Origin of the sequence: Pseudomonas sp. PS02302, assembly GCF_029959585.1 — a bacterium.
Lineage (GTDB): Bacteria > Pseudomonadota > Gammaproteobacteria > Pseudomonadales > Pseudomonadaceae > Chryseomonas > Chryseomonas aestiva.
In genome coordinates this window covers 1-23274 of the sequence record NZ_JASCON010000041.1, presented here as the reverse complement: position 1 = coordinate 23274, position 23274 = coordinate 1, and the positions used below count along the sequence as shown (strand labels likewise).

At 66.6% G+C, this 23274-nt stretch carries 19 protein-coding genes; 8 read left to right on the top strand and 11 right to left on the bottom strand.

The window, feature by feature from the left end:
- Positions 1-126 precede the first annotated feature (126 nt).
- The 4 genes from fdhA to gltP all read left to right on the top strand — a co-directional run bounded on the left by fdhA (position 127) and on the right by gltP (position 4393).
- Complete coding sequence (fdhA, locus tag QMX82_RS14905) at positions 127-1326, top strand: formaldehyde dehydrogenase, glutathione-independent (protein ID WP_208693501.1); 1200 nt, start codon at positions 127-129, stop codon at positions 1324-1326.
- A 145-nt stretch (positions 1327-1471) separates the two neighbouring features.
- Complete coding sequence (locus QMX82_RS14900; RefSeq protein ID WP_282284894.1) at positions 1472-1834, top strand: hypothetical protein; 363 nt, start codon at positions 1472-1474, stop codon at positions 1832-1834.
- Between the two features lie 67 nt (positions 1835-1901).
- On the top strand, positions 1902-2732 hold the full coding sequence (locus tag QMX82_RS14895; RefSeq protein WP_208693502.1) for an aldo/keto reductase: 831 nt from the start codon (positions 1902-1904) through the stop codon (positions 2730-2732).
- 311 nt (positions 2733-3043) lie between these two features.
- Complete coding sequence (gene gltP, locus QMX82_RS14890; RefSeq protein WP_133860023.1) at positions 3044-4393, top strand: glutamate/aspartate:proton symporter GltP; 1350 nt, start codon at positions 3044-3046, stop codon at positions 4391-4393.
- 23 nt (positions 4394-4416) lie between these two features.
- Here gltP and QMX82_RS14885 read toward each other — a convergent pair whose 3' ends face one another.
- Entirely contained in the window at positions 4417-5262 is an 846-nt protein-coding gene (locus tag QMX82_RS14885) for an NAD-dependent epimerase/dehydratase family protein (RefSeq protein WP_282284888.1), read from the bottom strand.
- 151 nt (positions 5263-5413) lie between these two features.
- On the opposite strand from QMX82_RS14885, the gene QMX82_RS14880 reads away from it, so the two are divergent.
- From QMX82_RS14880 to QMX82_RS14870, 3 genes are all read left to right on the top strand, one after another.
- Positions 5414-6346 (top strand): hydrogen peroxide-inducible genes activator, encoded by a 933-nt coding sequence (locus tag QMX82_RS14880; RefSeq protein ID WP_133860021.1) that lies wholly within the window; start codon positions 5414-5416, stop codon positions 6344-6346.
- Positions 6343-8418 carry an ATP-dependent DNA helicase RecG gene (gene recG, locus QMX82_RS14875; RefSeq protein WP_208693504.1) on the top strand — a complete coding sequence of 692 codons (2076 nt, stop codon included), beginning with the start codon at positions 6343-6345 and terminating at the stop codon, positions 8416-8418. The genes QMX82_RS14880 and recG overlap by 4 nt, the downstream gene beginning before the upstream one ends.
- A 75-nt stretch (positions 8419-8493) precedes the next feature.
- Positions 8494-9888, top strand: a complete 1395-nt coding sequence (locus QMX82_RS14870; protein WP_282284884.1) for an aminoacyl-tRNA deacylase and HDOD domain-containing protein — start codon at positions 8494-8496, stop codon at positions 9886-9888.
- Between the two features lie 94 nt (positions 9889-9982).
- Here the strand turns inward: QMX82_RS14870 and rpmG are convergent, their stop codons facing one another.
- Entirely contained in the window at positions 9983-10138 is a 156-nt protein-coding gene (gene rpmG / locus QMX82_RS14865; RefSeq protein ID WP_007159904.1) for a 50S ribosomal protein L33, read from the bottom strand.
- 11 nt (positions 10139-10149) lie between these two features.
- Entirely contained in the window at positions 10150-10386 is a 237-nt protein-coding gene (gene rpmB, locus QMX82_RS14860; protein WP_007159903.1) for a 50S ribosomal protein L28, read from the bottom strand.
- A gap of 391 nt (positions 10387-10777) precedes the next feature.
- Between rpmB and QMX82_RS14855 the strand changes: the two genes are divergently transcribed.
- Positions 10778-12355: an ABC transporter substrate-binding protein gene (locus QMX82_RS14855; protein ID WP_282284869.1), complete on the top strand. Its 1578-nt coding sequence runs from the start codon at positions 10778-10780 to the stop codon at positions 12353-12355.
- 51 nt (positions 12356-12406) lie between these two features.
- Here QMX82_RS14855 and QMX82_RS14850 read toward each other — a convergent pair whose 3' ends face one another.
- The 8 genes from QMX82_RS14850 to QMX82_RS14815 all read right to left on the bottom strand — a co-directional run bounded on the left by QMX82_RS14850 (position 12407) and on the right by QMX82_RS14815 (position 23176).
- A complete protein-coding gene (locus QMX82_RS14850) occupies positions 12407-12736 on the bottom strand; it encodes a Na+/H+ antiporter subunit G (RefSeq protein ID WP_158889869.1) in 330 nt (109 codons plus the stop codon).
- Between the two features lie 14 nt (positions 12737-12750).
- Positions 12751-13020, bottom strand: coding sequence for a K+/H+ antiporter subunit F (locus QMX82_RS14845; protein WP_059228879.1), 270 nt, complete (start codon positions 13018-13020; stop codon positions 12751-12753).
- Positions 13005-13508 carry a Na+/H+ antiporter subunit E gene (locus QMX82_RS14840; protein WP_208693508.1) on the bottom strand — a complete coding sequence of 168 codons (504 nt, stop codon included), beginning with the start codon at positions 13506-13508 and terminating at the stop codon, positions 13005-13007. Before QMX82_RS14840 ends, QMX82_RS14845 begins: the two co-directional genes overlap by 16 nt.
- Positions 13505-15004 carry a monovalent cation/H+ antiporter subunit D gene (locus tag QMX82_RS14835; RefSeq protein ID WP_208693509.1) on the bottom strand — a complete coding sequence of 500 codons (1500 nt, stop codon included), beginning with the start codon at positions 15002-15004 and terminating at the stop codon, positions 13505-13507. The genes QMX82_RS14840 and QMX82_RS14835 overlap by 4 nt, the downstream gene beginning before the upstream one ends.
- The gene (locus tag QMX82_RS14830; RefSeq protein ID WP_058791729.1) at positions 15001-15330 is read right to left on the bottom strand and encodes a Na+/H+ antiporter subunit C; all 330 of its coding nucleotides are present in this window, start codon (positions 15328-15330) and stop codon (positions 15001-15003) included. Before QMX82_RS14830 ends, QMX82_RS14835 begins: the two co-directional genes overlap by 4 nt.
- Before the next feature lies 1 nt (position 15331).
- On the bottom strand, positions 15332-18139 hold the full coding sequence (locus QMX82_RS14825) for a monovalent cation/H+ antiporter subunit A (RefSeq protein ID WP_282284864.1): 2808 nt from the start codon (positions 18137-18139) through the stop codon (positions 15332-15334).
- 430 nt (positions 18140-18569) lie between these two features.
- Positions 18570-20003 (bottom strand): efflux transporter outer membrane subunit, encoded by a 1434-nt coding sequence (locus QMX82_RS14820; RefSeq protein WP_282284863.1) that lies wholly within the window; start codon positions 20001-20003, stop codon positions 18570-18572.
- The gene (locus tag QMX82_RS14815) at positions 20000-23176 is read right to left on the bottom strand and encodes an efflux RND transporter permease subunit (protein WP_282284862.1); all 3177 of its coding nucleotides are present in this window, start codon (positions 23174-23176) and stop codon (positions 20000-20002) included. The genes QMX82_RS14820 and QMX82_RS14815 overlap by 4 nt, the downstream gene beginning before the upstream one ends.
- Positions 23177-23274: the final 98 nt, after the last annotated feature.

The following is a 23274-nucleotide window of genomic DNA, read 5'->3' as shown; positions in this document are numbered from 1 at the left end:
TTCGCCAGGCCGACCCGCCAGGGCGACCTCGGCATGGCCAAAAACGCCATCCCCACAGACGCCGTGCTTCGCGAGGACTAGGCTCGAACCGCTAGAGCCAGTCCAACAACAACAGCGAGGTGCAACATGTCCGGTAATCGTGGCGTCGTCTATCTGGGCGCGGGCAAGGTCGAGGTGCAGACCATCCCCTACCCGAAGATGGAAACCCCGCAGGGCAAGCGTATCGACCACGGCGTCATCCTGCGCGTGGTCTCCACCAATATCTGTGGTTCCGACCAGCACATGGTGCGTGGCCGGACCACCGCGCCCGAAGGCCTGGTGCTCGGCCACGAGATCACCGGTGAGGTCATCGAAGCGGGCCGTGACGTCGAGACCCTCAAGGTCGGCGATCTGGTTTCGGTACCCTTCAACGTCGCCTGCGGTCGCTGCCGTACCTGCAAGGAGCAGGACACCGGCGTCTGCCTGACCGTCAATCCCTCGCGCGCCGGCGGTGCCTATGGCTACGTCGACATGGGCGGCTGGGTCGGCGGCCAGGCCGAATACGTGCTGGTCCCCTATGCCGACTTCAACCTGCTCAAGCTGCCGAATCGCGATGCGGCCATGGAAAAGATCCGTGACCTGACCTGCCTGTCCGACATCCTGCCCACCGGCTACCACGGCGCCGTCACCGCCGGCGTCGGCCCGGGCACCAGCGTCTATGTGGCCGGTGCCGGCCCCGTGGGCCTGGCCGCTGCCGCCTCGGCCCGCCTGCTGGGCGCCGCCGTGGTCATCGTCGGCGACGTCAATCCGGTGCGCCTGGCTCACGCCAAGGCCCAGGGCTTCGAGATCGCCGACCTGTCCCTGGATACTCCGCTGCACGAGCAGATCGCCGCGCTGCTGGGCACGCCGGAAGTGGATTGCGCCGTCGACGCCGTCGGCTTCGAAGCCCGCGGCCATGGTCACGAAGGCGCCAAGAGCGAGGCCCCGGCCACGGTGCTGAACTCGCTGATGGGCGTTGTGCGGGTAGCCGGCAAGATCGGCATCCCTGGTCTGTACGTCACCGACGATCCGGGTGCGGTCGATGCCGCGGCCAAGCAGGGTGCCCTGAGCATCCGCTTCGGGCTGGGCTGGGCCAAGTCCCACAGCTTCCACACCGGCCAGACCCCGGTGATGAAGTACAACCGCCAGCTGATGCAGGCGATCATGTGGGATCGCATCAAGATCGCCGATATCGTCGGCGTGCAGGTCATCACCCTGGACGAAGCCCCGCGCGGCTACAGCGAATTCGATGCGGGCGTACCGAAGAAATTCGTCATCGACCCGCACAAGCTGTTCAGCGCGGCCTAGCTATTGCACTAAGGATTTTGCCCGAGACTGCTGGCCATTTGGCATTTCTCGGGCAAGCCGTGCAGTCGTTTGTCGTACCCAAGGGTCTACCCCCGCAGCGTCCGTCCCGGGCGCTGTTTTTTTTGGTGCCACAGACGAGGCCAGTATGACCCCGAATGTCCTTTCGACCCTTCGCCGTATCCTTCCCTCACTGCTGATGGCGGCCCTGTTGCTGCTGGGTAGCAACCCGGCCCGCGCCGAAGGCGGGGTGTCCTTTCGCTTCGCCGAAGAAGGGCAGGGCTGGATGCTGCGTGGCCCGGTCGATGTGCTCAAGTGGCCCTTCGTCTACGACCGCAGCCGCGAGCGCGCGCGCAATACCCTGGTGCGACTGGACGGCGATACCCAGGTGCGGGTGATCGAGACCCGCTCCTTCCAGCGCTGGAAGCGCATCGAGCTGCAGCAGGACGGCCGTACCCTGCTGGGCTGGGTGGAAAGCTACAGCGTGCCCGAAGCCATGCGCCTCGATTGATCGGGAGCAAAAGGCCACCGCCGCCAGTCACACCTCTGGTATCCCACGCATTTCAGAGGAGCGACGCATGTCCGCGATCACCCGTCTTCAGCTCAACGACGGTCACCACATTCCGCAATTCGGTCTGGGAGTCTGGCAGACCCCGGCCGAAGAGACCGCCCAGGTGGTCAAGACCGCGCTGGACCTCGGCTACAGACACATCGACACCGCCGCCATCTACGGCAACGAAGAGGGCGTCGGCAAGGCCATCGCCCAGGCCGGTCTGCCGCGTGACGAGCTGTTCGTCACCACCAAGCTGTGGAATGCCGACCAGGGCTACGACAGCGCCCTGCGCGCCTTCGACACCAGCCTGGCCAAGCTGGGCCTGGAGCATGTCGACCTCTACCTGATCCACTGGCCGCTGCCGGAAAAGGGCCTGTTCCTCGACAGCTGGAAGGCGCTGATCGAATTGCGCAACCAGGGTCGGGTGAAGTCCATCGGCGTATCCAACTTCCGCCAGGCCGATATCGAGACCCTGCTGACCGAGACCGGCGTGGTGCCGGTGGTCAACCAGATCGAGTGCCATCCGCTGCTGCAGCAGCAGGAGTTGCGCGACTTCAACACCTACAAGGGCATCGCCACCGAGGCCTGGAGTCCGCTGGCCCAGGGTGGCGAGCTGCTCGGCAGCCCGGTGCTGCAGCAACTGGCCGCCAAGCACGGCAAGACGCCGGCCCAGGTGGTGCTGCGCTGGCATATCCAGCTCGGCAACATCATCTTCCCCAAATCCAAGACGCCCAAGCGCATCGAAGAGAACATGCAGATCTTCGACTTCGCCCTGGACGACGAGGACCTGCGGCAGATCGCCGGGCTGAACCAGGACAAGCGCCTCGGTCCCGATCCCGCCACCTTCAACGGCTGACGTACCTGGGGCGCCGCGATGAGCGGCGCCTCTGTATGCCTGGCGTGCAAGGCGCCAGTGCCTGTATGCTGCGCGGCCCTTTCGGGACCCCTCATGCCGGATCGGCATAGGGCAGGCGACAGCGGCATTAGACATACCCCGTTACCCTCTGGCAAAAGTGTGACGCCTTGGTGCTCCTCGTCCTTTTCGAGCACCGTTTCCGCAGCCTGAACGCACCCTCCACGTTGGCGTTGCATGCGCTTTGCGCATCACGATCCGGCACGGTGACGTTCGTCCCGAACTCCATCCAAATAGAACAAAGGTGTCGGTACATGACCAAGCCCAAGCTCAGCCTCGCGTGGCAGATCCTTATCGGCCTCGTGCTGGGGATCGCCGTCGGCGCACTGCTCAATCACTTCAGCGCCGAGAAGGCCTGGTGGATCTCGAACGTCCTCAAGCCGGCCGGCGACATCTTCATCCGGCTGATCAAGATGATCGTGGTGCCCATCGTCATCGCCACCCTGGTGGTCGGCATCGCCGGCGTCGGCGACTCCAAGAAGCTCGGTCGCATCGGCCTCAAGACCATCCTCTACTTCGAGATCGTCACCACCCTGGCCATCGTCGTCGGCCTGTTCTTCGCCGACAGCGTGCAACCCGGTGCCGGCATCGACATGAGCACCCTGGGCACCACCGACATCTCCCAGTACCAGAAGACCACCGCGGAAGTGCAGCATGACCACGCCTTCATCGCGACCATCCTCAACCTGATCCCGTCCAACGTCTTCGCCGCCGTCGCCCGTGGCGAGATGCTGCCGATCATCTTCTTCGCGGTGATGTTCGGCCTGGGCCTGGGCGCCCTGCCGGAAGCCACCCGCGAGCCGGTGGTGCGTGTCTTCCAGGGCATTTCCGAGGCCATGTTCAAGGTCACCCACATGATCATGAACTACGCCCCCATCGGCGTCTTCGCGCTGATCGCGGTGACCGTGGCCAACTTTGGCTTCGCCTCCCTGCTGCCGCTGGCCAAGCTGGTGGTGCTGGTCTACGTCGCCATCGGCTTCTTCGCCCTCGGCGTGCTGGGTCTGGTGGCCAAGCTGTTCGGCTTCTCGATCTTCCGCATCATCCGCATCCTCAAGGACGAGCTGATCCTGGCCTATTCCACCGCCAGTTCGGAAACCGTGCTGCCGCGCATCATCGAGAAGATGGAGGCCTATGGCGCGCCCAAGGCCATCACCAGCTTCGTGGTGCCCACCGGCTACTCCTTCAACCTCGACGGCTCCACCCTCTACCAGAGCATCGCGGCGCTGTTCATCGCCCAGCTTTATGGCATCGACCTGTCGCTGAGTCAGCAACTGCTGCTGGTGCTGACCCTGATGGTCACCTCCAAGGGCATCGCCGGCGTACCGGGCGTCTCCTTCGTGGTGCTCCTGGCCACCCTGGGCAGCGTTGGCATTCCGCTGGAAGGCCTGGCCTTCATCGCCGGGGTGGATCGCATCATGGACATGGCGCGCACCGCCCTGAACGTGATCGGCAACGCCCTGGCCGCCCTGGTCATCGCCAAGTGGGAAGGCCTCTACGACGCCGAGAAGGGCGCCGCCTACTGGGCGGCCCTGCCGCACCTGAAGAGCACCGCCAAGGTCGAGGAACGTCCTCAGGCCACCCGCGGTGAAGCCCTGCGCGACTGAGGGCATCGCCGGGCTCTGTCGTTTCAGCGGTCGAGAATGGCCGCGTAGCCTTCGCGATAGCTGGGGTAGCGGGGCGTCCAGCCCAGCGCCCGGGCGCGGGCGTTGCTGCACCTCTTGCTGCCGGCGCGGCGCAGCTGGGCTTCGTCGGACCAGAAGGTGATGCCCAGGCGCGCCCGCAGCCAGTCCACCACCTCGTCCAGCGGCGCCGGATCGTCGTCCACACCCAGATAGAGCGCGTCCAGGGCGACGCCTTCGCGATCCCGCTGCAGCAGCAGCGCCAGCAGGCCGGCGGCGTCCTCGACGTGGATGCGATTGCCATACAGCGGCGGCTCGCGGGTCACCCGGGAGCCCTCGCGCACCTGGCGCAGCAGCGCCTCGCGGCCCGGGCCGTAGATACCGGTCAGGCGGACCACGCTGGCGGGCAGGCCGCTGCCGAGCGCCAAATCCTCCGCCTCGCGCAGGATGCGCCCGGAAAAGCGCTCGGGTTCGGCGGGGGCGGTCTCGTCGACCCAGGCGCCATCGCCCTGGGCATAGACGCCGCTGCTGGAGACGAACAGCAGGCGTTGCGGATGCTGGTCGCAGGCGGCCAGCCAACCCAGCAGGTGGCGCAGGCCATCGACATAGGCGGCGCGATAGCCGGCTTCGTCATGGTGGGTCGCGGCGGTGGCATAGACCACCTGGTCGAGGGGCTCCCGCGGCCAGGCGTCCGGTGACGTGGGGGAGGCCAGATCGCCCGCGACCGGCAGCAACTCGGCGGGGAGGGCGGCAACGTTGCGTCTGAGGCCGAAGACGCGATGGCCCTGGGCGACCAGTTGCAGACCGAGACGGCTGCCGACATCGCCGCAACCGGCGATCAGGATGGTGCTCATCAATGTTTCCTTCTGCAAAGCCCTGGACAGACGGCCAGGGTAGCCTGCACCTGGTCGTGGTCCAACCCGGGACAACAGGCAGCTGCCCGTCGCGCTTGGCCGTTGATAGAGACAGCCGCTAAGATTGGCCGGCACCCCATGGAATTTGACTATGACCCTGACTGAACTGCGCTATATCGTCACGCTCGCCCAGGAACAGCACTTTGGCCGAGCTGCCGAGCGTTGCCACGTCAGCCAGCCGACGCTGTCGGTGGGCGTCAAGAAGCTCGAGGACGAGTTGGGCATTCTGATCTTCGAGCGCAGCAAGAGTGCCGTGCGCCTCACCCCCACCGGCGAGGGCATCGTCGCCCAGGCGCAGAAGGTGCTGGAGCAGGCCCAGGGCATCCGCGAACTGGCCCAGGCCGGCAAGAACCAGCTCACCGCGCCGCTGAAGATCGGCGCCATCTATACCATCGGGCCCTATCTCTTTCCGCACCTCATCCCGCAACTCAACCGCGTGGCGCCGGAGATGCCGCTGTACATCGAGGAAAACTTCACCCACCTGCTGCGCGACAAGCTGCGCACCGGTGAGCTGGATGCCGTCATTCTCGCCCTGCCGTTCAACGAGCCGGACGTCCTGACCCTGCCGCTGTACGACGAGCCCTTCTACGTGATGATGCCGGCGCGGCACCCCTGGACCAAGCTCAAGACCATTCCGCAGAACCAGCTGAGCGACAAGAGCCTGCTGCTGCTGGGCGAAGGCCACTGCTTCCGCGACCAGGTCCTGGAAGCCTGTCCGACCGTGCGCAAGCACGAGGAAAACAAGAATTCCACGGTGGAGTCCTCTTCGCTGGAAACCATCCGCCACATGGTGGCCTCGGGCCTGGGCGTCTCGGTGCTGCCGTTCTCGGCGGTGGAGAGTCACCACTATGCCCCCGGGATCATCGAGGTGCGCCCCTTCGAGCGGCCGGTGCCCTATCGCACCGTGGCCATCGCCTGGCGCGCCAGCTTTCCGCGGCCCAAGGCCATCGAGGTGCTGGCCGACTCGGTCCGCCTGTGCTCGGTGGCGCGGCCTGAAGCCAAGGGCGTCGTGCAGCCGGCATGAGTGAACTGGCCGCGACGCCGGTCACCGCCCTCAAGGGGGTCGGCGCCGCCCTGCAGGAAAAACTCGCGCGGGTCGGCCTGGAAACCCTGCAGGACGTGCTCTTCCACCTGCCGCTGCGCTACCAGGACCGCACCCGCATCGTGCCCATCGGCGCCCTGCGGCCCGGTCAGGACGCGGTGGTGGAGGGCATGGTCGCTTCCGCCGAGGTGCTCATGGGGCGCCGCCGCAGCCTGCTGGTGCGCTTGCAGGACGGCAGCGGCACCCTGTCGCTGAGATTCTTCCACTTCAGCCAGGCGCAAAAGGACGGCCTCAAGCGCGGCACCCTGCTGCGCTGCTATGGCGAGGTACGCCCCGGCGCCTCGGGCCTGGAGATCTACCATCCCGAATACCGCGCCCAGGACGAGAACGCCCCGGCGCCGGTCGAGCAGACGCTGACGCCCATCTACCCGACCACCGAAGGCCTCACCCAGCTGCGCCTGCGCCAGCTCAGCGCCCAGACGCTGGAGCGGCTCGGGCCCGAATCCCTGCCCGACTGGCTGCCGCCGGAAATGGCCGGGCACTATCGCCTGGGGCCGTTGGCCGATGCCCTGCGCTATCTGCACCGGCCGCCGCCGGATGCGGACCTGGAAGAGCTCGCCGAGGGTCGCCACTGGGCCCAGGAACGGCTGGTCTTCGAAGAATTGCTGACTCACCAGCTGTCCCTGCAGCGCCTGCGCGAAACCCTGCGCGCCCAGCGCGCGGTGCCGCTGCCGGCCGCTCGCCGACTGCCGCAGCTGTATCTGGACAACCTCGGCTTCACCCCCACCGGTGCCCAGCAGCGCGTCGGCCGCGAGATCGCCCATGACCTGGCCCAGGCCGAGCCCATGCTGCGGCTGGTGCAGGGCGACGTGGGCGCGGGCAAGACGGTGGTCGCCGCCCTGGCCGCCCTGCAGGCCATCGAGGCCGGCTACCAGGTGGCGCTGATGGCGCCCACCGAGATCCTCGCCGAGCAGCACTTCCTCAACTTCCAGCGCTGGTTCGCCGCTCTGGACATCGAGGTGGCCTGGCTGGCCGGCAAGCTTAAGGGCAAGGCCCGCGCCAGCTCCCTGGAGCGCATCGCCGCCGGGGCACCCATGGTGGTGGGCACCCATGCGCTGTTCCAGGACGAGGTACGCTTCGCCCGCCTGGCCCTGGTGGTGATCGACGAACAGCACCGCTTCGGCGTGCAGCAGCGCCTGGCCCTGCGCCAGAAGGGCGTCGACGGCCGCCTGGCGCCGCACCAGCTGATCATGACCGCCACCCCCATCCCGCGCACCCTGGCTATGAGCGCCTATGCCGACCTGGACACCTCGGTGCTCGACGAACTACCGCCGGGACGGACGCCGGTCAATACCGTGAGCGTCACCGACAGCCGTCGCGAGGAGGTGGTGGAGCGGGTCCGCGCCGCCTGTCACGAAGGGCGCCAGGCCTACTGGGTCTGCACCCTGATCGAGGAATCCGAAGAACTCACCTGTCAGGCGGCCGAGACCACCTACGAGGAATTGCAGCTGGCCCTGGCCGAATTGCACGTCGGGCTGATCCACGGGCGCATGAAGCCGGCGGAAAAGGCCGCGGTGATGGCCGAGTTCAAGGCCGGCAACCTGCAACTGCTGGTGGCCACCACGGTGATCGAAGTCGGGGTGGATGTGCCCAATGCCAGTCTGATGATCATCGAGAATCCCGAACGCCTGGGGCTGGCCCAGCTGCACCAGTTGCGCGGGCGCGTCGGACGGGGCAGCGCCGTCAGCTATTGCGTGCTGCTGTTCCATCCGCCGCTGTCGCAGATCGGTCGCGAGCGGCTGGCTATCATGCGCGAGACCAACGACGGCTTCATCATCGCCGAGAAGGACCTGGAATTGCGCGGCCCGGGCGAGATGCTGGGGACCCGCCAGACCGGTCTGCTGCAGTTCAAGGTGGCCGACCTGATGCGCGACGCCCACTGGCTGCCGGCGGTCCGGGACGCCGCCCAGGAGTTGCTGGCGCGCTGGCCGAGTCATGCCGGTCCGCTGCTGGAGCGCTGGTTGCGCCACGGGCAGCAATACGGCCAGGTTTGACAAAGCTTATACAGACGACGCTACCTGCGGAGCCGAATGGTTATACTCCAGGGTGTACGTGAGGAAGAAAATGCCATGACCGATGTAGCGCTCGCTTCGCCCCTCCCTGAAGTCCCCCCTTCGATCCAGCAGCTGCTTGCCCAGTTGAACCTGGCCTACCGGCCGACACCGGCGACGACGCGCCAGCCGCAGGCGAATCGGGTGCATACGGTGCTCCTGAGCGATAGCGTCGGCATGCTGCTGGTGCTGCTGCCCGAGGATCAGCTGCTGGATCTGCGCCGGCTGGTGGAGTTCACCGGGCGGCAGCTGACGGTGGTGGCGCCGGAGCGGCTGATGCGCACCCTCGAGCGCTACGAACTGGATGTCCTGCCAGGGCTGCCGTCGCTGACCAATTCCCCCTGCCTGTATGACGAGCGCCTGCTGGAGGCACCCCGGCTGCTGCTGGAGTCCGGTGAGCGCTCGCTGTTGTTGGAAGTTGAAACATCTGACTATAGGCGCTTACTGAATCAGGCCACCGCCGGCAGCTTCGGCATCCCGGCGGCCGGTATCCAGCCCAATCTGCGGCAACCGGAACGCGACGAAGCGGAAATCCTCCATGCCGCCACCGCCTTCACCGCGCGACGCATCCGTCAGCGCCTGGAGGAGACCCTGGAAATCCCGCCGCTGTCCAAGACTGCGGAAAAGGTCATCAAGCTGCGGGTCGATCCCGATGCCACGGTGGACGATCTGGCCAACGTGGTGGAGACCGATCCGGCCCTGGCGGCCCAGGTGATCAGCTGGGCGGCCTCGCCCTACTATGCCGCGCCCGGCAAGATCCGCTCGGTGGAAGACGCCATCGTGCGGGTGCTGGGCTTCGACCTGGTGATCAATCTGGCCCTGGGCCTGGCCCTGGGCAAGACCCTGAGCCTGCCCAGCGACCAGGCCCAGCACGAGACGCCCTACTGGAAGCAGGCCATCTACACCGCCGCCCTGATCGAAGGCCTGGCGCGCGCCATGCCGCGTGCGGAGCGACCGGAGATGGGCCTGGCCTATCTCGGCGGCCTGCTGCACAACTTCGGCTATCTGGTGCTGGCCCACGTCTTTCCGCCGCACTTCTCGCTGATCTGCCGCCATCTGGAGGCCAACCGCCAGCTCGATCACCAGGTGATCGAGCACCACCTGCTGGGCATCACCCGCGAGCAGATCGGCGCGGCCCTGATGCGCTGCTGGGAGATGCCCGAAGAGGTGGTGACGGCGCTGCGTTTCCAGGGCGATCCGGGCTACCAGGGCTACCAGGCGGTCTATCCCAACCTGATCTTCCTCGCCGTGCAGCTGCTGCGCGCCGAGGGCATCGGCAACGGCCCGGCCCAGCCGATTCCCGACGAGCTCTATGCGCGCCTGAGCATCGATCCGACCAAGGCGCGGGAATGCATGCAGAAGATCCTTGGCGCCGAAGCCGCCCTGCGCGAGCTGACCGGCCAGTTCAAGTAGGCCGCTGACCGGGCCCGGCGGCGCCCGCCGCCGGGCCAGACGCCAGACAACAAAAAACCCGCCGAGGCGGGTTTCCTGTTCAAGGGGCGATCAATTACTTGATCTTGCCTTCCTTGTACATGACATGCTTGCGCACGACCGGATCGAATTTCTTGATTTCGATCTTTTCGGGCTTGGTGCGCTTGTTCTTGTCAGTGGTGTAGAAGTGACCGGTACCGGCACTGGAAATCAAACGGATCAATTCACGCATGACGAATCCCCTTAGAATTTTTCGCCGCGGCTACGCAGCTCGGACAGGACGGTTTCGATACCGCGCTTGTCGATGATACGCATGCCCTTGGCAGAAACGCGCAGACGCACGAAGCGCTTCTCGGATTCTACCCAGAAACGGTGATGCTGCAGATTCGGCAGGAAACGACGACGGGTTTTGTTGTTAGCGTGGGAAACGTTGTTCCCAGTAATCGGACCCTTACCGGTTACTTGGCAAACTCTCGACATGGCTCAGCCCTCATAAACCTCATGCCAAACCCGGCATGGGTTGGCCGCTTGTAACTGTATTGATTCCTGTTTTGACGGGGAGAGCCGGCAAATGCCGGGGACCTGAAGCGGCCATACCCCGAAAAAAGAGCGCTGTTTTATACCAGAAGTACTCTGGCATAACAAGGTAGGGCGACGGATGAAATGCCCGCGCACCGGGCGCTGTGCGAGCCCGGCCGGAATGCCAACCGTTCGTCGGTCAGAAGCATTGTGACAGACGGACGGGTGGTCTAGTTTAGAGCGACTGCCATTTTCAATCCACGTCCGTCAGACGACCGCCCGCGGCGCCCGTCAGCCGTTGCCAGCCACCCGGGCGCCGTCTGCCCACTTCGGATCCACAAGGAATCGTTCTATGCGTCTCGCCGCCTTGCCTCTGCTCTTCGCGCCCCTGCTGGCGCAGGCCGCCACGCTCAGCGTCTGTACCGAAGCCAGTCCGGATGGATTCGACGTGGTGCAGTACAACTCCCTGACCACCACCAATGCCTCGGCCGACGTGCTGATGAATCGCCTGGTGGAATACGACGCCAGCGAAGCCAAGCTGGTGCCGAGCCTGGCGCAGAGCTGGACGGTATCGAGCGACGGCCTGACCTATGATTTCGCCCTGCGCCCCGACGTGAAGTTTCACCACACCGACTACTTCACCCCCAGTCGTACCCTGACCGCCGACGATGTGGTGTTCAGCTTCCAGCGCATGCTGGACAAGGATCACCCCTGGCACGCGGTGGCCAAGAGCGGCTATCCCCATGCCCAGTCGATGCAGTGGCCCAAGCTGATCAAGAGCGTGGAAAAGACCAGTGACCTCGGCGTGCGCATCGTGCTCAACAGCCCGGACGCCACCTTCCTGCCGACCCTGAGCATGGGCTTCGCCTCCATCTACTCCGCCGAATACGCCGAGCAGCTGCTCAAGGCCGGCAAGACCGCCCAGCTCAATGACGAACCCATAGGCACCGGCCCCTTCGTCTTCAAGCGCTACCAGAAGGATGCCGCGGTGCGCTACGCCGCCAATCCGGACTACTTCGCCGGCAAGCCCAAGCTGGACGGCCTGATCTATGCCATCACCCCGGATTCGGCGGTGCGCCTGCAGCGACTCAAGCGCGGCGAGTGCCAGATCGCCCTGTCGCCCAAGCCCCAGGATCTGCAGAGCGCCCAGGACGACAAGAGCCTGCAGGTGCTGCAGACGCCGGCCTTCATGACCGCCTTCGTCGGCATCAACACCAGCCATCCGCCGCTGGACAACATCAAGGTGCGCCAGGCCATCAACCTGGCGTTCGACAAGCAGAGCTATCTGAAGGCGGTGTTCCAGGACACCGCGGTGGCCGCCGACAACGTCTATCCACCCACCACCTGGGGCTATGCCAAGGACGTGCCGGCCTATCCCTATGACCCGGCCAAGGCCAAGACTCTGCTGGCCCAGGCGGGCCTCAAGGACGGCTTCAAGACCACCATCTGGACGCGCCCCAGCGGCAGCCTGCTCAATCCCAATCCGCAACTGGGCGCCCAGATGCTGCAGGCCGACCTGAAGAAGATCGGCGTCGATGCGCAGATCCAGGTGATCGAGTGGGGCGAGCTGATCCGCCGCGCCAAGACCGGCGAGCACGACCTGCTGTTCATGGGCTGGGCTGGCGACAACGGTGATCCGGACAACTACCTGACGCCGCAATTCTCCTGCGCCTCGGTGCAGTCGGGGCTGAACTTCGCCCGCTATTGCGACAAGACCCTGGATGGCGCCATCAGCAAGGGCAAGACCCTGTCCGACCAGATGGCGCGCGCCACGGTGTACCACCAGGCGCAGCGCATCATCCACGACCAGGCGCTGTGGCTGCCGCTGGCGCACCCGACGGTGACGGTACTGGCCAGGAGCGACGTCGAGGGCTACCAGCCCAATCCCTTCGGCCGCCAGGACTTCAGCAAGGTCAGCGGCGGTCGCTAGGGTCGCTGGCGGCTCGCACGCTCCGGTGCGGCGAGCGGTGCGCGGCCAGTCCTAGCGCCAGGGCTGGCCGTCGGTGCGCTCCACCTGCTTGACCTTCTGCTGGATGGCGGCGCGGGCCAGCATGTGGGCGCTGACCGGCGCGGTGATGAAGATGAACAGGGCGATCAGCAGTTCGTGCAGGCTGAGGCCCTCGCCCTGGACGCTGAAGAACAGCATCGAGGCGACGATGGTGCTGCCCACGCCCAGGGTGGTGGCCTTGGTCGGACCGTGCAGGCGCATGAAGAAGTCCGGCAGCCGGTACAGGCCGATGGCGCCGATGAGGGCGAAGCCGCTGCCGATGAGCAGCAGGGCGCAGATCAGGAGTTCGAGCCAGAAGGGCATGGGATGGCACTCCGTTAGTCGATGATTTCGCCATGCAGCATGTGCTTGCCCAGCGCCACGGTGCCGACGAAGCCGGTCACGGCGATGAGCAGCGCCGCTTCGAAGAAGACGTCGGTGGCCAGCCAGATGCCGAACAGGATGATGATCGCCAGGACGTTGATGTAGAGCGTATCCAGGGCCAGCACCCGATCCGGGATGTCCGGTCCCTTCACCAGGCGATAGACGTTGAGCACGGCGGCCACGCCCATCATCCCCAGGCACAGCAGGGTCACGTAGGTGAGCATTCGAAGATCTCCTTGAGCGGGGCTTCATAGCGGGTCTTGACCTGGTGGATCATCTTCTCCTTGTCCGCCACGTCCAGCCCGTGCAGCAGCAGGGTCTTGCGATCGCCACTGAGACCTGAGGACACGGTGCCGGGGGTCAGGGACACCACGCAGGCCAGCAGGGTGAGCAGGAATTCGTCCTCGATGTCGATGGGCACCTCGATGAAGGCGGGTCGGAGGGCTTCGGGACGGCCCAGCACCAGACGGGCGACATGCAGGTTGGCGACGACGATGTCGTACAGCACCACTAGCATGTAGCGCAGCAGCAGCCCGGGCCGCCGCAATCGTGGTGTCCGCAGCAGGAAGTCCTGGCACAGCAGCGGAATGCCCCAGCCGAGAAACAGCCCGAGGAGCAGTTGGCCCAGACTCAGGCTGTTGTTGAGCAGCAGCCAGGCGATGGTCAGCAGCAGGGTAAGCAGCGGATGTGGCAATAGGCGCGAGCGCTTCATGGGCCGCCCCCCCGGACGATGTCGAAGTAGGGAGCGACGTCCAACAACTGCCGGGCGGTCTCCAGGGCATAGGTATGCAGCGGGGCGGCCAGAGCGACCAGGAGCGGACTGCCCAGCAGCAGACCCAGGGTGGCGACGAGCTGGACGCGATCAAGATGCCCGTCCAGGGCGGCACCCTTGCCGCGCCAGAACAGCGTGGTTCCGGCACGGGACAGGGCGATGAGCATGCCCAGCCCACCCAGCAGCACCACCGGCCAGATGATCAGCGCCGGCCAGGCGGTGCCGGTGGCCTGCAGGAGCATCACCTTGCCGAGGAAGCCGGGGAAGGGTGGCAGGCCGGCAACGGAGATCGCCCCGAGAAAGAACAGGCCGCCGAGCAACCGTGGATGACGCAGCGGCGGACCGCTCTTGAGCAGGTCGCCTTGCCCGCCACGCTGCTGGGCGATGAGATCGGCCAGCAGAAACAGCGCACCGGCGATCCAGGTGCTGTGGACCAGATAGAACAGCGCGGCGGCCAGGCCGGAGACGCTGCCCAGCGCGACGCCGGTCAGCAGCATGCCGACCGAGATGACCACCAGATAGCCGAGCAGCGCCTTGAGATGATGGGCGGCCAGGGCACCGAATACGCCGGCGGCCAGGGTGATCGCCGCCAGCGGCCAGAGCCAGGGCAGCACAAAGTGGGCGAGCGGGCCGGCGGCGCTGCCGAACACCAGCAGGAAGACGCGGACGATGGCGTAGAGCCCGACCTTGGTCATGATGGCGAACAGGGCGGCGACCGGCGCACTGGCCGCCGAATAGGCCCTGGGCAGCCAGAAGTACAGCGGCAGGATGGCGCCCTTGAGGCCGAACACCACCAGCAGCAGGAAGCCCGCAGCGGCCAACAGGGGCGCGCGCTCGGGGTCGGCGCTGGCGACCCTCAGGCCCAGGTCGGCCAGGTTCAGGGTGCCGAGCAGGCCATAGAGCAGGCCGATGCCGATCAGGAACAGCGCCGAGCCCACCAGGTTGAGCACCACGTAGTGCAGGCCGGCGCGTATCCGGTCCGGTCCGGCGCCGTGCACCAGCAGGGCATAGGAAGCGATCAGCAGGATCTCGAAGAAGACGAAGAGATTGAACAGGTCGCCGGTGAGGAAGGCCCCGTTGATGCCCAGCAACTGGAACTGGAACAGCGCATGGAAATCCGGGCCGCGCTTGTCGTCGCCGCGGCAGGCATAGAGCGCCGCACCAGCGGCCAGTACCGCCACGGTGGTCAGCATCAGCGCGGCCAGGCGATCCAGCAACAGGACGATGCCAAAGGGCGCTGGCCAGTCGCCCAGCGCATAGACCTCCAGCTGGCCGCCATCGGCCCGCTGCAGGAGCAGCAGCGCCAGCGGCAGCAGGCTCCCGGTGGCCAGCAGCGACACCCAGCGCGAGGCGGTTACGGAGAGCCGCGGACGCATCAGCAGGAAGCCGCCGGTAAACAGCGGGATGAGGATGGGCAGGATGAGCAGATGGTTCATCGGCGCGGCTCCTCGCCATCCACGTGGTCGGTGCGCAATTCACCCAGGGCCCGCAGTGACAGGGCAACCACGAAGGCGGTCATGGCGAAGCCGATGACGATGGCGGTGAGCACCAGCGCCTGGGGCACCGGATCGGCATGCTCGGCGGCCTTGCCGATGACCGCCGGCACGCCGGTACGCAGACGACCCATGGCGAACAGGAAGAGATTGACCGCATAGGACAGCAGGGTGAGACCAAGCACCACCGGATAGAGGCGCGCCCTGAGCAACAGGTAGACGCCGGTGGCGACCAGAACCCCGAGGGTCGTGCAGAACAGGATTTCCATGTTAGAGCACCTCCTGGCTGGAGCCGTCGGTGTCCTTCTCGTCCCGGCTGACGTGGCCCAGGTTGGAGAGAATCAGCAACGTGGCGCCCACCACGGCGAGATAGACGCCAAGGTCGAAGATCAGCGCGGTGGCCAGTTCGGTCTTGCCGACCAGGGGGATGGCGAAGTAATCGAAGGCGGTGGTCAGGAAGGGGCGGCCAAACGCCAGCGAACCCAGCCCGGTCAGGGCGGCGATCAGCACCCCCGCGCCGCAGATGGCGTGGTAGCTGATCGGCAGGCGGCGTTGCGTCCAGGCCACGCCATGGGCCACGTACTGCAGGATCAGGGCAATGGCGGTGACCAGGCCGGCGATAAAGCCGCCTCCCGGCAGGTTGTGTCCGCGGATAAAGATAAAGGCCGATACCAGCAGGGCCAGGGGCAGCAGCAGCCGTGCCACGTTGTCGAGGATCATCGGGTGGCTGTCGCGGGACCAGGGCGTGCCCTTGGGATCGACCAGCGGATGCGGCAGGTGCAGATGCTTGAGCAGGCCGTAGATACCCGCTGCGGCGATGGCCAGTACCGTCACCTCACCGAGGGTATCGAAGCCACGGAAGTCCACCAGGATGACGTTGACCACGTTGTAGCCGCCACCGCCGGACACCGAGTTGGCCAGGAAGAAGTCGCCGATGTGCGTATAGGGACGGGTCAGCACGGCATAGGCCAGCAGGGCCACCAGCAACCCCAGGCCGCCGGCCAGCAGGACGTCGCGCAGGGCGCGCAGGCTGCTGGATTCGATGGGCGTGCGATCGGGCATGAAGAACAGCGCCAAGACCAGCAGGATGACCGTCACCACCTCCACCGACAGCTGGGTCAGCGCCAGGTCTGGCGCCGAGTAGCGGGCGAACAGCAGGGCGACGATCAGGCCCACGGTGCTCAGGGCCATCAGTGCCTTGAGGCGGTTGCGGTGGAAATAGACGGTCAGCACCGCGGTCAGCATCAGGATGCCCAACCCCAGGGCGGTGAGCGGATCGAAGGGCGACAGAGCGACCGGACCGGTCAGGGTATCCAGACCCGACAGCGCCGCCACCAGCAGCACCACCGTGGCCAGCAGCATGAGCGTGATATAGCGCTGCAGCGAGCCGCTTTCCAGGCCGAGGGTCAGGCGCTGGGCGAAGCCCGTCAGCCGACTCATGCTCTTCTCGAAGACCTGGAGGGAATCAATGTCGGGCAGGCCCTGCTGCCAGCGGAACAGCGGCTGGCGGAAGGCATAGACCAGCACGCCGCCGACCATGGCCAGGATGCTCATCATCAGGGCGGTGTTGAAGCCGTGCCAGATGGCCAGGCTGTAGTCGGGCAGGCTGCCGCCAAGGGCGGCGCTGGCCGCGGCGGCCAGCAGCGGCGCCACGGTGTAGCCCGGCACCACGCCCACCAGCAGGCAGAGCAGCACCAAGATCTCCACCGGGATCTTCATGTAGCGCGGCGGTTCGTGGGGCGGGTAGTGGGGCAGGTCGCGCGGTTCGCCGTTGAAGAAGACGTCATGGATGAAGCGCAGCGAATAGGCCACCGAGAAGACCCCGTAGAGCACCGCCACCGCCGGCACGATCCAGCTGAAGCTGCCGAACAGGCCGTGGTTGAGGGTCTCGTTGAAGAACATCTCCTTGCTCAGGAAGCCGTTGAGCAGCGGCACCCCGCCCATGGCCGCGGCGGCGACCATAGCCAGCACCGCGGTGTGCGGCATGTAGCGCCAGAGTCCGGCCAGGCGGCGCATGTCGCGGCTGCCAGTCTCGTGGTCGATGATGCCGGCAGCCATGAACAGCGAGGCCTTGAAGGTGGCGTGGTTGAGGATGTGGAACACCGCCGCCACTGTGGACAGCTGGGTGTCGAGGCCGAACAGCAGGGTGATCAGCCCCAGGTGGCTGATGGTGGAGTAGGCCAGCAGGCCCTTGAGGTCGTGCTGGAACAGCGCCAGGATGGCGCCCACCACCAGGGTGGTGAGGCCGGTGAGGGTGACGATGTAGAACCACCACTCGGAGTCGGCCAGAGCCGGATAGAGCCGTGCCAGCAGGAAGACCCCGGCCTTGACCATGGTCGCCGAGTGCAGATAGGCCGAGACCGGCGTCGGCGCGGCCATGGCCTGAGGCAGCCAGAAGTGGAAGGGGAATTGCGCGGACTTGGTGAAGACGCCGAGCAGCACCAGGATCAGCGCCAGCGGATAGAGGGCATGGCCGGTGATCAGCGGGCCGGCGGCGAGGACGTCGGTCAGCTCGAAGCTGCCGACGATATGACCGAGCAGGAGGATGCCGGCGAGCAGGGCCAGGCCACCGCCGCCGGTGATGGTCAGGGCCATGCGCGCGCCCTGGCGGGCTTCCTTGCTGTGGCTCCAGAAACCGATCAGCAGGAAGGACGACAGGCTGGTCAGCTCCCAGAACACCAGCAGCAGCAGCAGATTCTCCGCCAGCACCACGCCCAGCATGGCGCCCATGAATAGCAGCAGGTAGGCGAAGAAGCGCCCGACCTTTTCATCCTTGCTCAGGTAATAGGTGGCGTAGAGGATCACCAGCAGGCCCATGACCAGGATCATCAGCGCGAACATCAGCCCCAGGCCGTCCAGGCGCAGGCTGAGGTTCAGCCCTAGCGCCGGCAACCAGTCGACCCGCTGCAGCAGCACGGCGCCATCCAGGGCCGCGGGCAGTTGCGTGGCCAGCAGGGCCAGGGCGAGGGCCGGGGCCACGGCGGTGCCCAGGGCGCAGGCGCGCCGGCCGAAGCGATCGGTCGCCAGCGACAGCAGTGTTCCCAGGAAGGGCAACGCGATGATCAGCGCCAATACCATGCCTGCATCCTTTAGCTGAGCGCCTCACGGCGGTGGATAGAGGGGCTCCCTCGGACCTCGAGCGGCATTCGATCCGCCACGCAGAGATCGCCCAGGCGGCGAGAGGTGGAGAAATCGATGTTCGAGTTTCGTACAAGAACCGAAGGTTTAATAACCTAAGGTGATAATAAGAGAGAGACCACAAAATCCTAGCCCCGTCTCCCTTACAAAATATTAGGAAACAGCCAGGCAGCCTCCAGCACCGGACGCAAACGCCCGGCAGGCGCTGCTCGGGTCTCACTGAGACCTCAGGGACGGGCTTTTGCTCAGCGCTGCGTGGAGGAGGGCTATCCGGTGCGGTGCCCAGGGCGCCGCACCGGATAGCAGGAAGAAAAAACCCGACACGCCAAAGGAGCAAGAGAACGCGCGTGTCGGGGGTAAGCGCCGGCGGTTAGCGCACCGGCGCGGGGGAAGCGTTGCCCTGGGCGAGACGGGCGGGTTGCACGTCCCAGCCGCCGCCCAGGGCCTTGTAGAGGGCGACGATGCCGCGATAGAGGTCGATCTCGCCCTGGGCCTGCTGGTCCTCGGCGGCCAGGCGTTCGCGCTGGGCGTCGAGCAGCACCAGGAAGTCGGTGCCGCCTTCGCGGTAGCGGATCTCGGCCTGGTCGGCGGCGGCGCGACTGGCCACCGACTGGCGGATCAGCGCCTGCAGGCGCTCCTGGCGACGGCCATAGTCGCTGAAGGCGTTGGCACTCTCTTCCAGGGCGGTCAGCACCTGCTGCTCGTAATTGGCCAGGGCCTCGTCGGAGCCGGCGCGGGCGCCGCGCAGGCGGGCGCGAACGCTGCCCAGGTCGAAGGCCGCCCAGCTGATGCTCGGGCCAAGGCCCCAGGCGCGGGCGGCACTGCTGCCGATCTGCGAGCCGCGCCCGGCGGTGAAACCGAGAAAGCCCGAGAGACTGACCCGCGGAAACAGATCGGCGGTGGCCACGCCAACGTCGGCGGTGGCGGCGGCCAGCCGGCGTTCGGCGGCCGCCACGTCCGGCCGGCGGCGCAGCAGTTCGCCGGGATCGCCGATGGGCAGGCGCTTGGCGATGGCCGGCAGGGCCTTGGGCGCGAGATCCACGCTCAGCGCATCCGGGCGCTGGCCGAGCAGGGTGGCGATGCGATTGCGCGCGCGGGTGGCCTGGGCCTGGAATTCCGGCAGGCTGGCTTCGGTGGCCGCCAGGCGTGCCTCGCTGCGCTGCACGTCCAGATCGCTGCCCATGCCTTCGTCCCTCAGGGTCACGGTCAGGCGGCGCGCCTCGCGCTGATTGCCCAGGTTGTCACGGGCGATGCGTTCGCGCAGCTGGGCGCCGCGCAGGTCGCCATAGGCGTCCACCAGTTCGGCGATCAGGCTGACCTGCAGGCCGGCGAGATCCGATGCCGCCGCTTCGGCGCGGGCATCGCTGGCTTCCAGGGTATGGCGCACGCGACCGAACAGGTCCAGCTCCCAGGCCATGTCCAGGCCCAGGTCATAGCGGTCGCTGTTGACCCGCTGTTCGGTGAAGCCGGGCTGCTGGGCCTTGCCGAGCTGGCTGCTGGCGCGGCTGGTGACCGTGGGATAGAGGTCGTTGGCGTCGTCGTCGCGCAGGGCGCGGGCGGCACGCAGCCGGGCGAAGGCGGCGCGCAATTCGCGGTTGCCGTCCAGGCTGCTGGCGACCAGGGCGTTGAGGGTCGGGTCCTCGAACTGGCGCCACCAGAGCGCCTCGAAGCGGCCCTGGTCGTAGACCGCGGGCTGCTGGCTGGCCTGGAGTTGCGCGGGCGCGGGTTCGGGCGCCTGATAGTGCGGACCGACGGCGCAGGCGGAGACCGCCAGCGCCAGCAGCAGGGGAGCGAAAGCCTTCATGCCTGGGCCTCCTGGGCAACGGCGGAGCGGGCCTGGCGACGCTCCACGAAGGCGCGTACCAGCACATAGAACAGCGGCGTGAGCAGCAGGCCAAAGAAGGTCACCCCGAGCATCCCGGAGAACACCGCGACACCCATGGCATGGCGCATCTCGGCACCGGCACCGGTCGAGGTCACCAGGGGCACCACGCCCATGATGAAGGCGAAGCTGGTCATCAGGATGGGCCGCAGGCGCAGGCGGCAGGCCTCCAGCACCGCGGCGACGCGGTCCTTGCCGGTGGCCTGCTGGTCCTTGGCGAACTCGACGATGAGGATGGCGTTCTTGCACGCCAGGCCCACCAGCACGATCAGGCCGATCTGGGTGAAGATGTTGTTGTCGCTGCCGGCCAGGATCACCCCGGTGATGGCCGAGAGCAGGGTCATGGGCACGATCAGGATCACCGCCAGCGGCAGACTCCAGCTCTCGTACTGGGCGGCCAGCACCAGGAAGGCCAGCAGCACGCAGAGCGGGAACACCAGCAGGGCGGTATTGCCGGAGAGGATCTGCTGGTAGGTCAGCTCGGTCCACTCGAAGGTCATGCCGTTGGGCAGTTCCTGCTTGAGCAGCCCCTCGATGGCCGCCTGGGCCTGGCCGGAGCTGTAGCCCGGGGCCGGCGCGCCGTTGATCTCGGCGGTGAGGAAGCCGTTGTAGTGCATCACCCGATCGGGGCCGGCGGTGTCGCCGATCTTGACGAAGGTGGACAGGGGCACCATCTCGCCGCGGTCGTTGCGCACCTTGAGCTGGCCGATCTGCTCGGGCTCCAGGCGGAAGCGCTGGTCGGCCTGGACGTTGACCTGGAAGGTACGGCCGAAGCGGTTGAAGTCGTTGGCGTAGACCGAGCCCAGGTAGGCCTGCAGGGTGTCGAAGATGGCGTCGATGGGCACCCCGTGGGTCTTGGCCTTCTCGCGATCGATGTGGGCATCGATCTGCGGCACGTTGACCTGGTAGCTGGTGAACAGCGACTCCGGGGCCAGCTCCGGCAGCTGCCGCGCCTTGGCCAGCACGCTCTGGGTCTGGGCATAGAGTTCTTCGTAGCCCAGGTTGCCGCGGTCCTCCACCTGCAGGCGGAAGCCGCCGATGCTGCCCAGCCCCTGCACCGGTGGCGGCGGGAAGATGGCGATGATGGATTCCTGGATGGCAGCGAATTCGCCGTTCAGCTGGGCGGCGATGGCGCCGGCCGACAGCGAGGGATCACGACGCTCCTCGAAGGGCTTGAGGGTCACGAAGACGATGCCGCTGTTGGGGCTGTTGGTGAAGCCGTTGATGGACAGGCCGGGGAAGGCCACGGTGCTTTCCACGCCCGGATGCTTGAGGGCGATGGCCGACATGCGGCGGATGACGTCTTCGCTGCGATCCAGGGTGGCGGCGTCGGGCAGCTGGGCGAAGGCCACCAGGTACTGCTTGTCCTGGGGCGGCACGAAGCCGGTCGGCGTCTTCACCAGCCCCAGGCCGGTCAGGCCCAGGAGGATCACATAGAGCACCAGCACGATGGAGCCACCGCGCAGCACCCGGCGCACGGCGCCGACGTAGCCGTGGCTGGCCTTGTCGAAGAAGCGGTTGAAGGGGGCGAACAGCCAGCCACCGAACAACCGGTCGAGCAGGCGCGAGAAACGGTCCTTGGGCGCGTCGTGGCCCTTGAGCAGCACCGCGGCCAGGGCCGGCGACAGGGTCAGGGAGTTGAACGCCGAGATCACCGTGGAGATGGCGATGGTCAGGGCGAACTGGCGATAGAACTGCCCGGTGAGGCCGGAGATGAAGGCGGTCGGCACGAACACCGCGCAGAGCACCAGGGCGGTGGCGATGATGGGGCCGGTCACCTCGCCCATGGCGCGCCGGGTGGCGGCCACCGGATCGAGACCGAGGCCGATGTTCCGCTCGACGTTTTCCACCACCACGATGGCGTCGTCCACCACGATGCCGATGGCCAGCACCAGGCCGAACAGCGACAGCGCATTGAGCGAGAAGCCGAAGGCGTGCATCACCGCGAAGGTGCCGATCAGCGACACCGGCACCGCCGCCAGCGGAATGATCGAGGCGCGCCAGGTCTGCAGGAACAGGATCACCACCAGCACCACAAGGATGATGGCTTCGAACAGGGTGTGCACCACGGCCTCGATGGAGCCGCGCACGAAGATGGTCGGGTCGTAGACGATCTCGTAGTCCATGCCCTGGGGGAAGCCCTGCTTGAGCTCGGCCATCTTGGCGCGCACCTGGTTGGACAGGTCGATGGCATTGCTGCCGGGGCGCTGGAAGATCGGGATGGCCACCGCCGGCTGGTTGTTCAGCAGGGATCTCAGGGCGTACTGGTTGGAGCCCAGTTCGATGCGGGCGATGTCGCGCAGCCGGGTGATCTGGCCGTCGCTGCCGGCGCGCACGATGATGTTGGCGAATTCCTCCTCATCCACCAGGCGGCCCTGGGTGTTGATGGCCAGCTGGAAGCTGGTGCTGCCGGGGGCCGGCGGCGCGCCGAGGGCACCGGCGGCGACCTGGCGATTCTGCTCGCGGATGGCGGTGACCACGTCGCTGGCGGTCAGGCCGCGCGAAGCGACCTTGTCCGGATCGAGCCAGACGCGCAGGGAATAGTCGCCCATGCCGAACAGCTGGACATCGCCCACGCCGTCCAGTCGCGCCAGTTCGTCCTTGACGTTGATCAGGGCGTAGTTGGACAGATAGAGCATGTCGTAGCGCTGATCCGGCGAGGTCAGGTGCACCACCATCGCCAGGTCCGGCGAGGCCTTGTCGGCGGTCACGCCGAGGCGCTGCACCTCTTCCGGCAGCTTGGGCAGGGTGCGGGTGACGCGATTCTGCACCTGCACCTGGGCGGTATCCAGGTTGGTGCCCAGGGCGAAGGTGATGGTCAGGGTCAGCTTGCCGTCGGCGGTCGACTGGGACGACAGGTAGAGCATGTGCTCCACGCCGTTCATGGCCTGCTCCAGGGGCGCGGCGACGGTCTCGCCGATCACCTTGGGGTTGGCGCCGGGGAAGGTGGCGCGCACCACCACGGTGGGCGGGACCACCTCGGGGTATTCGCTGATCGGCAGCTGGAACAGCGAGATGGCCCCGCCGATCAGGATGATCAGCGAGAGCACGGCGGCGAAGATCGGCCGGCGGATGAAGAACTGGGAGAAGTTCATCGGAGCAGTCCTTGAGCGAAAGGCGTGCAGAGGCGCAGCCATCGCGGTCATGGACCGCTCCTACGGTGGCGTCCTTGCCTGTAGGAGCGGTCCATGAC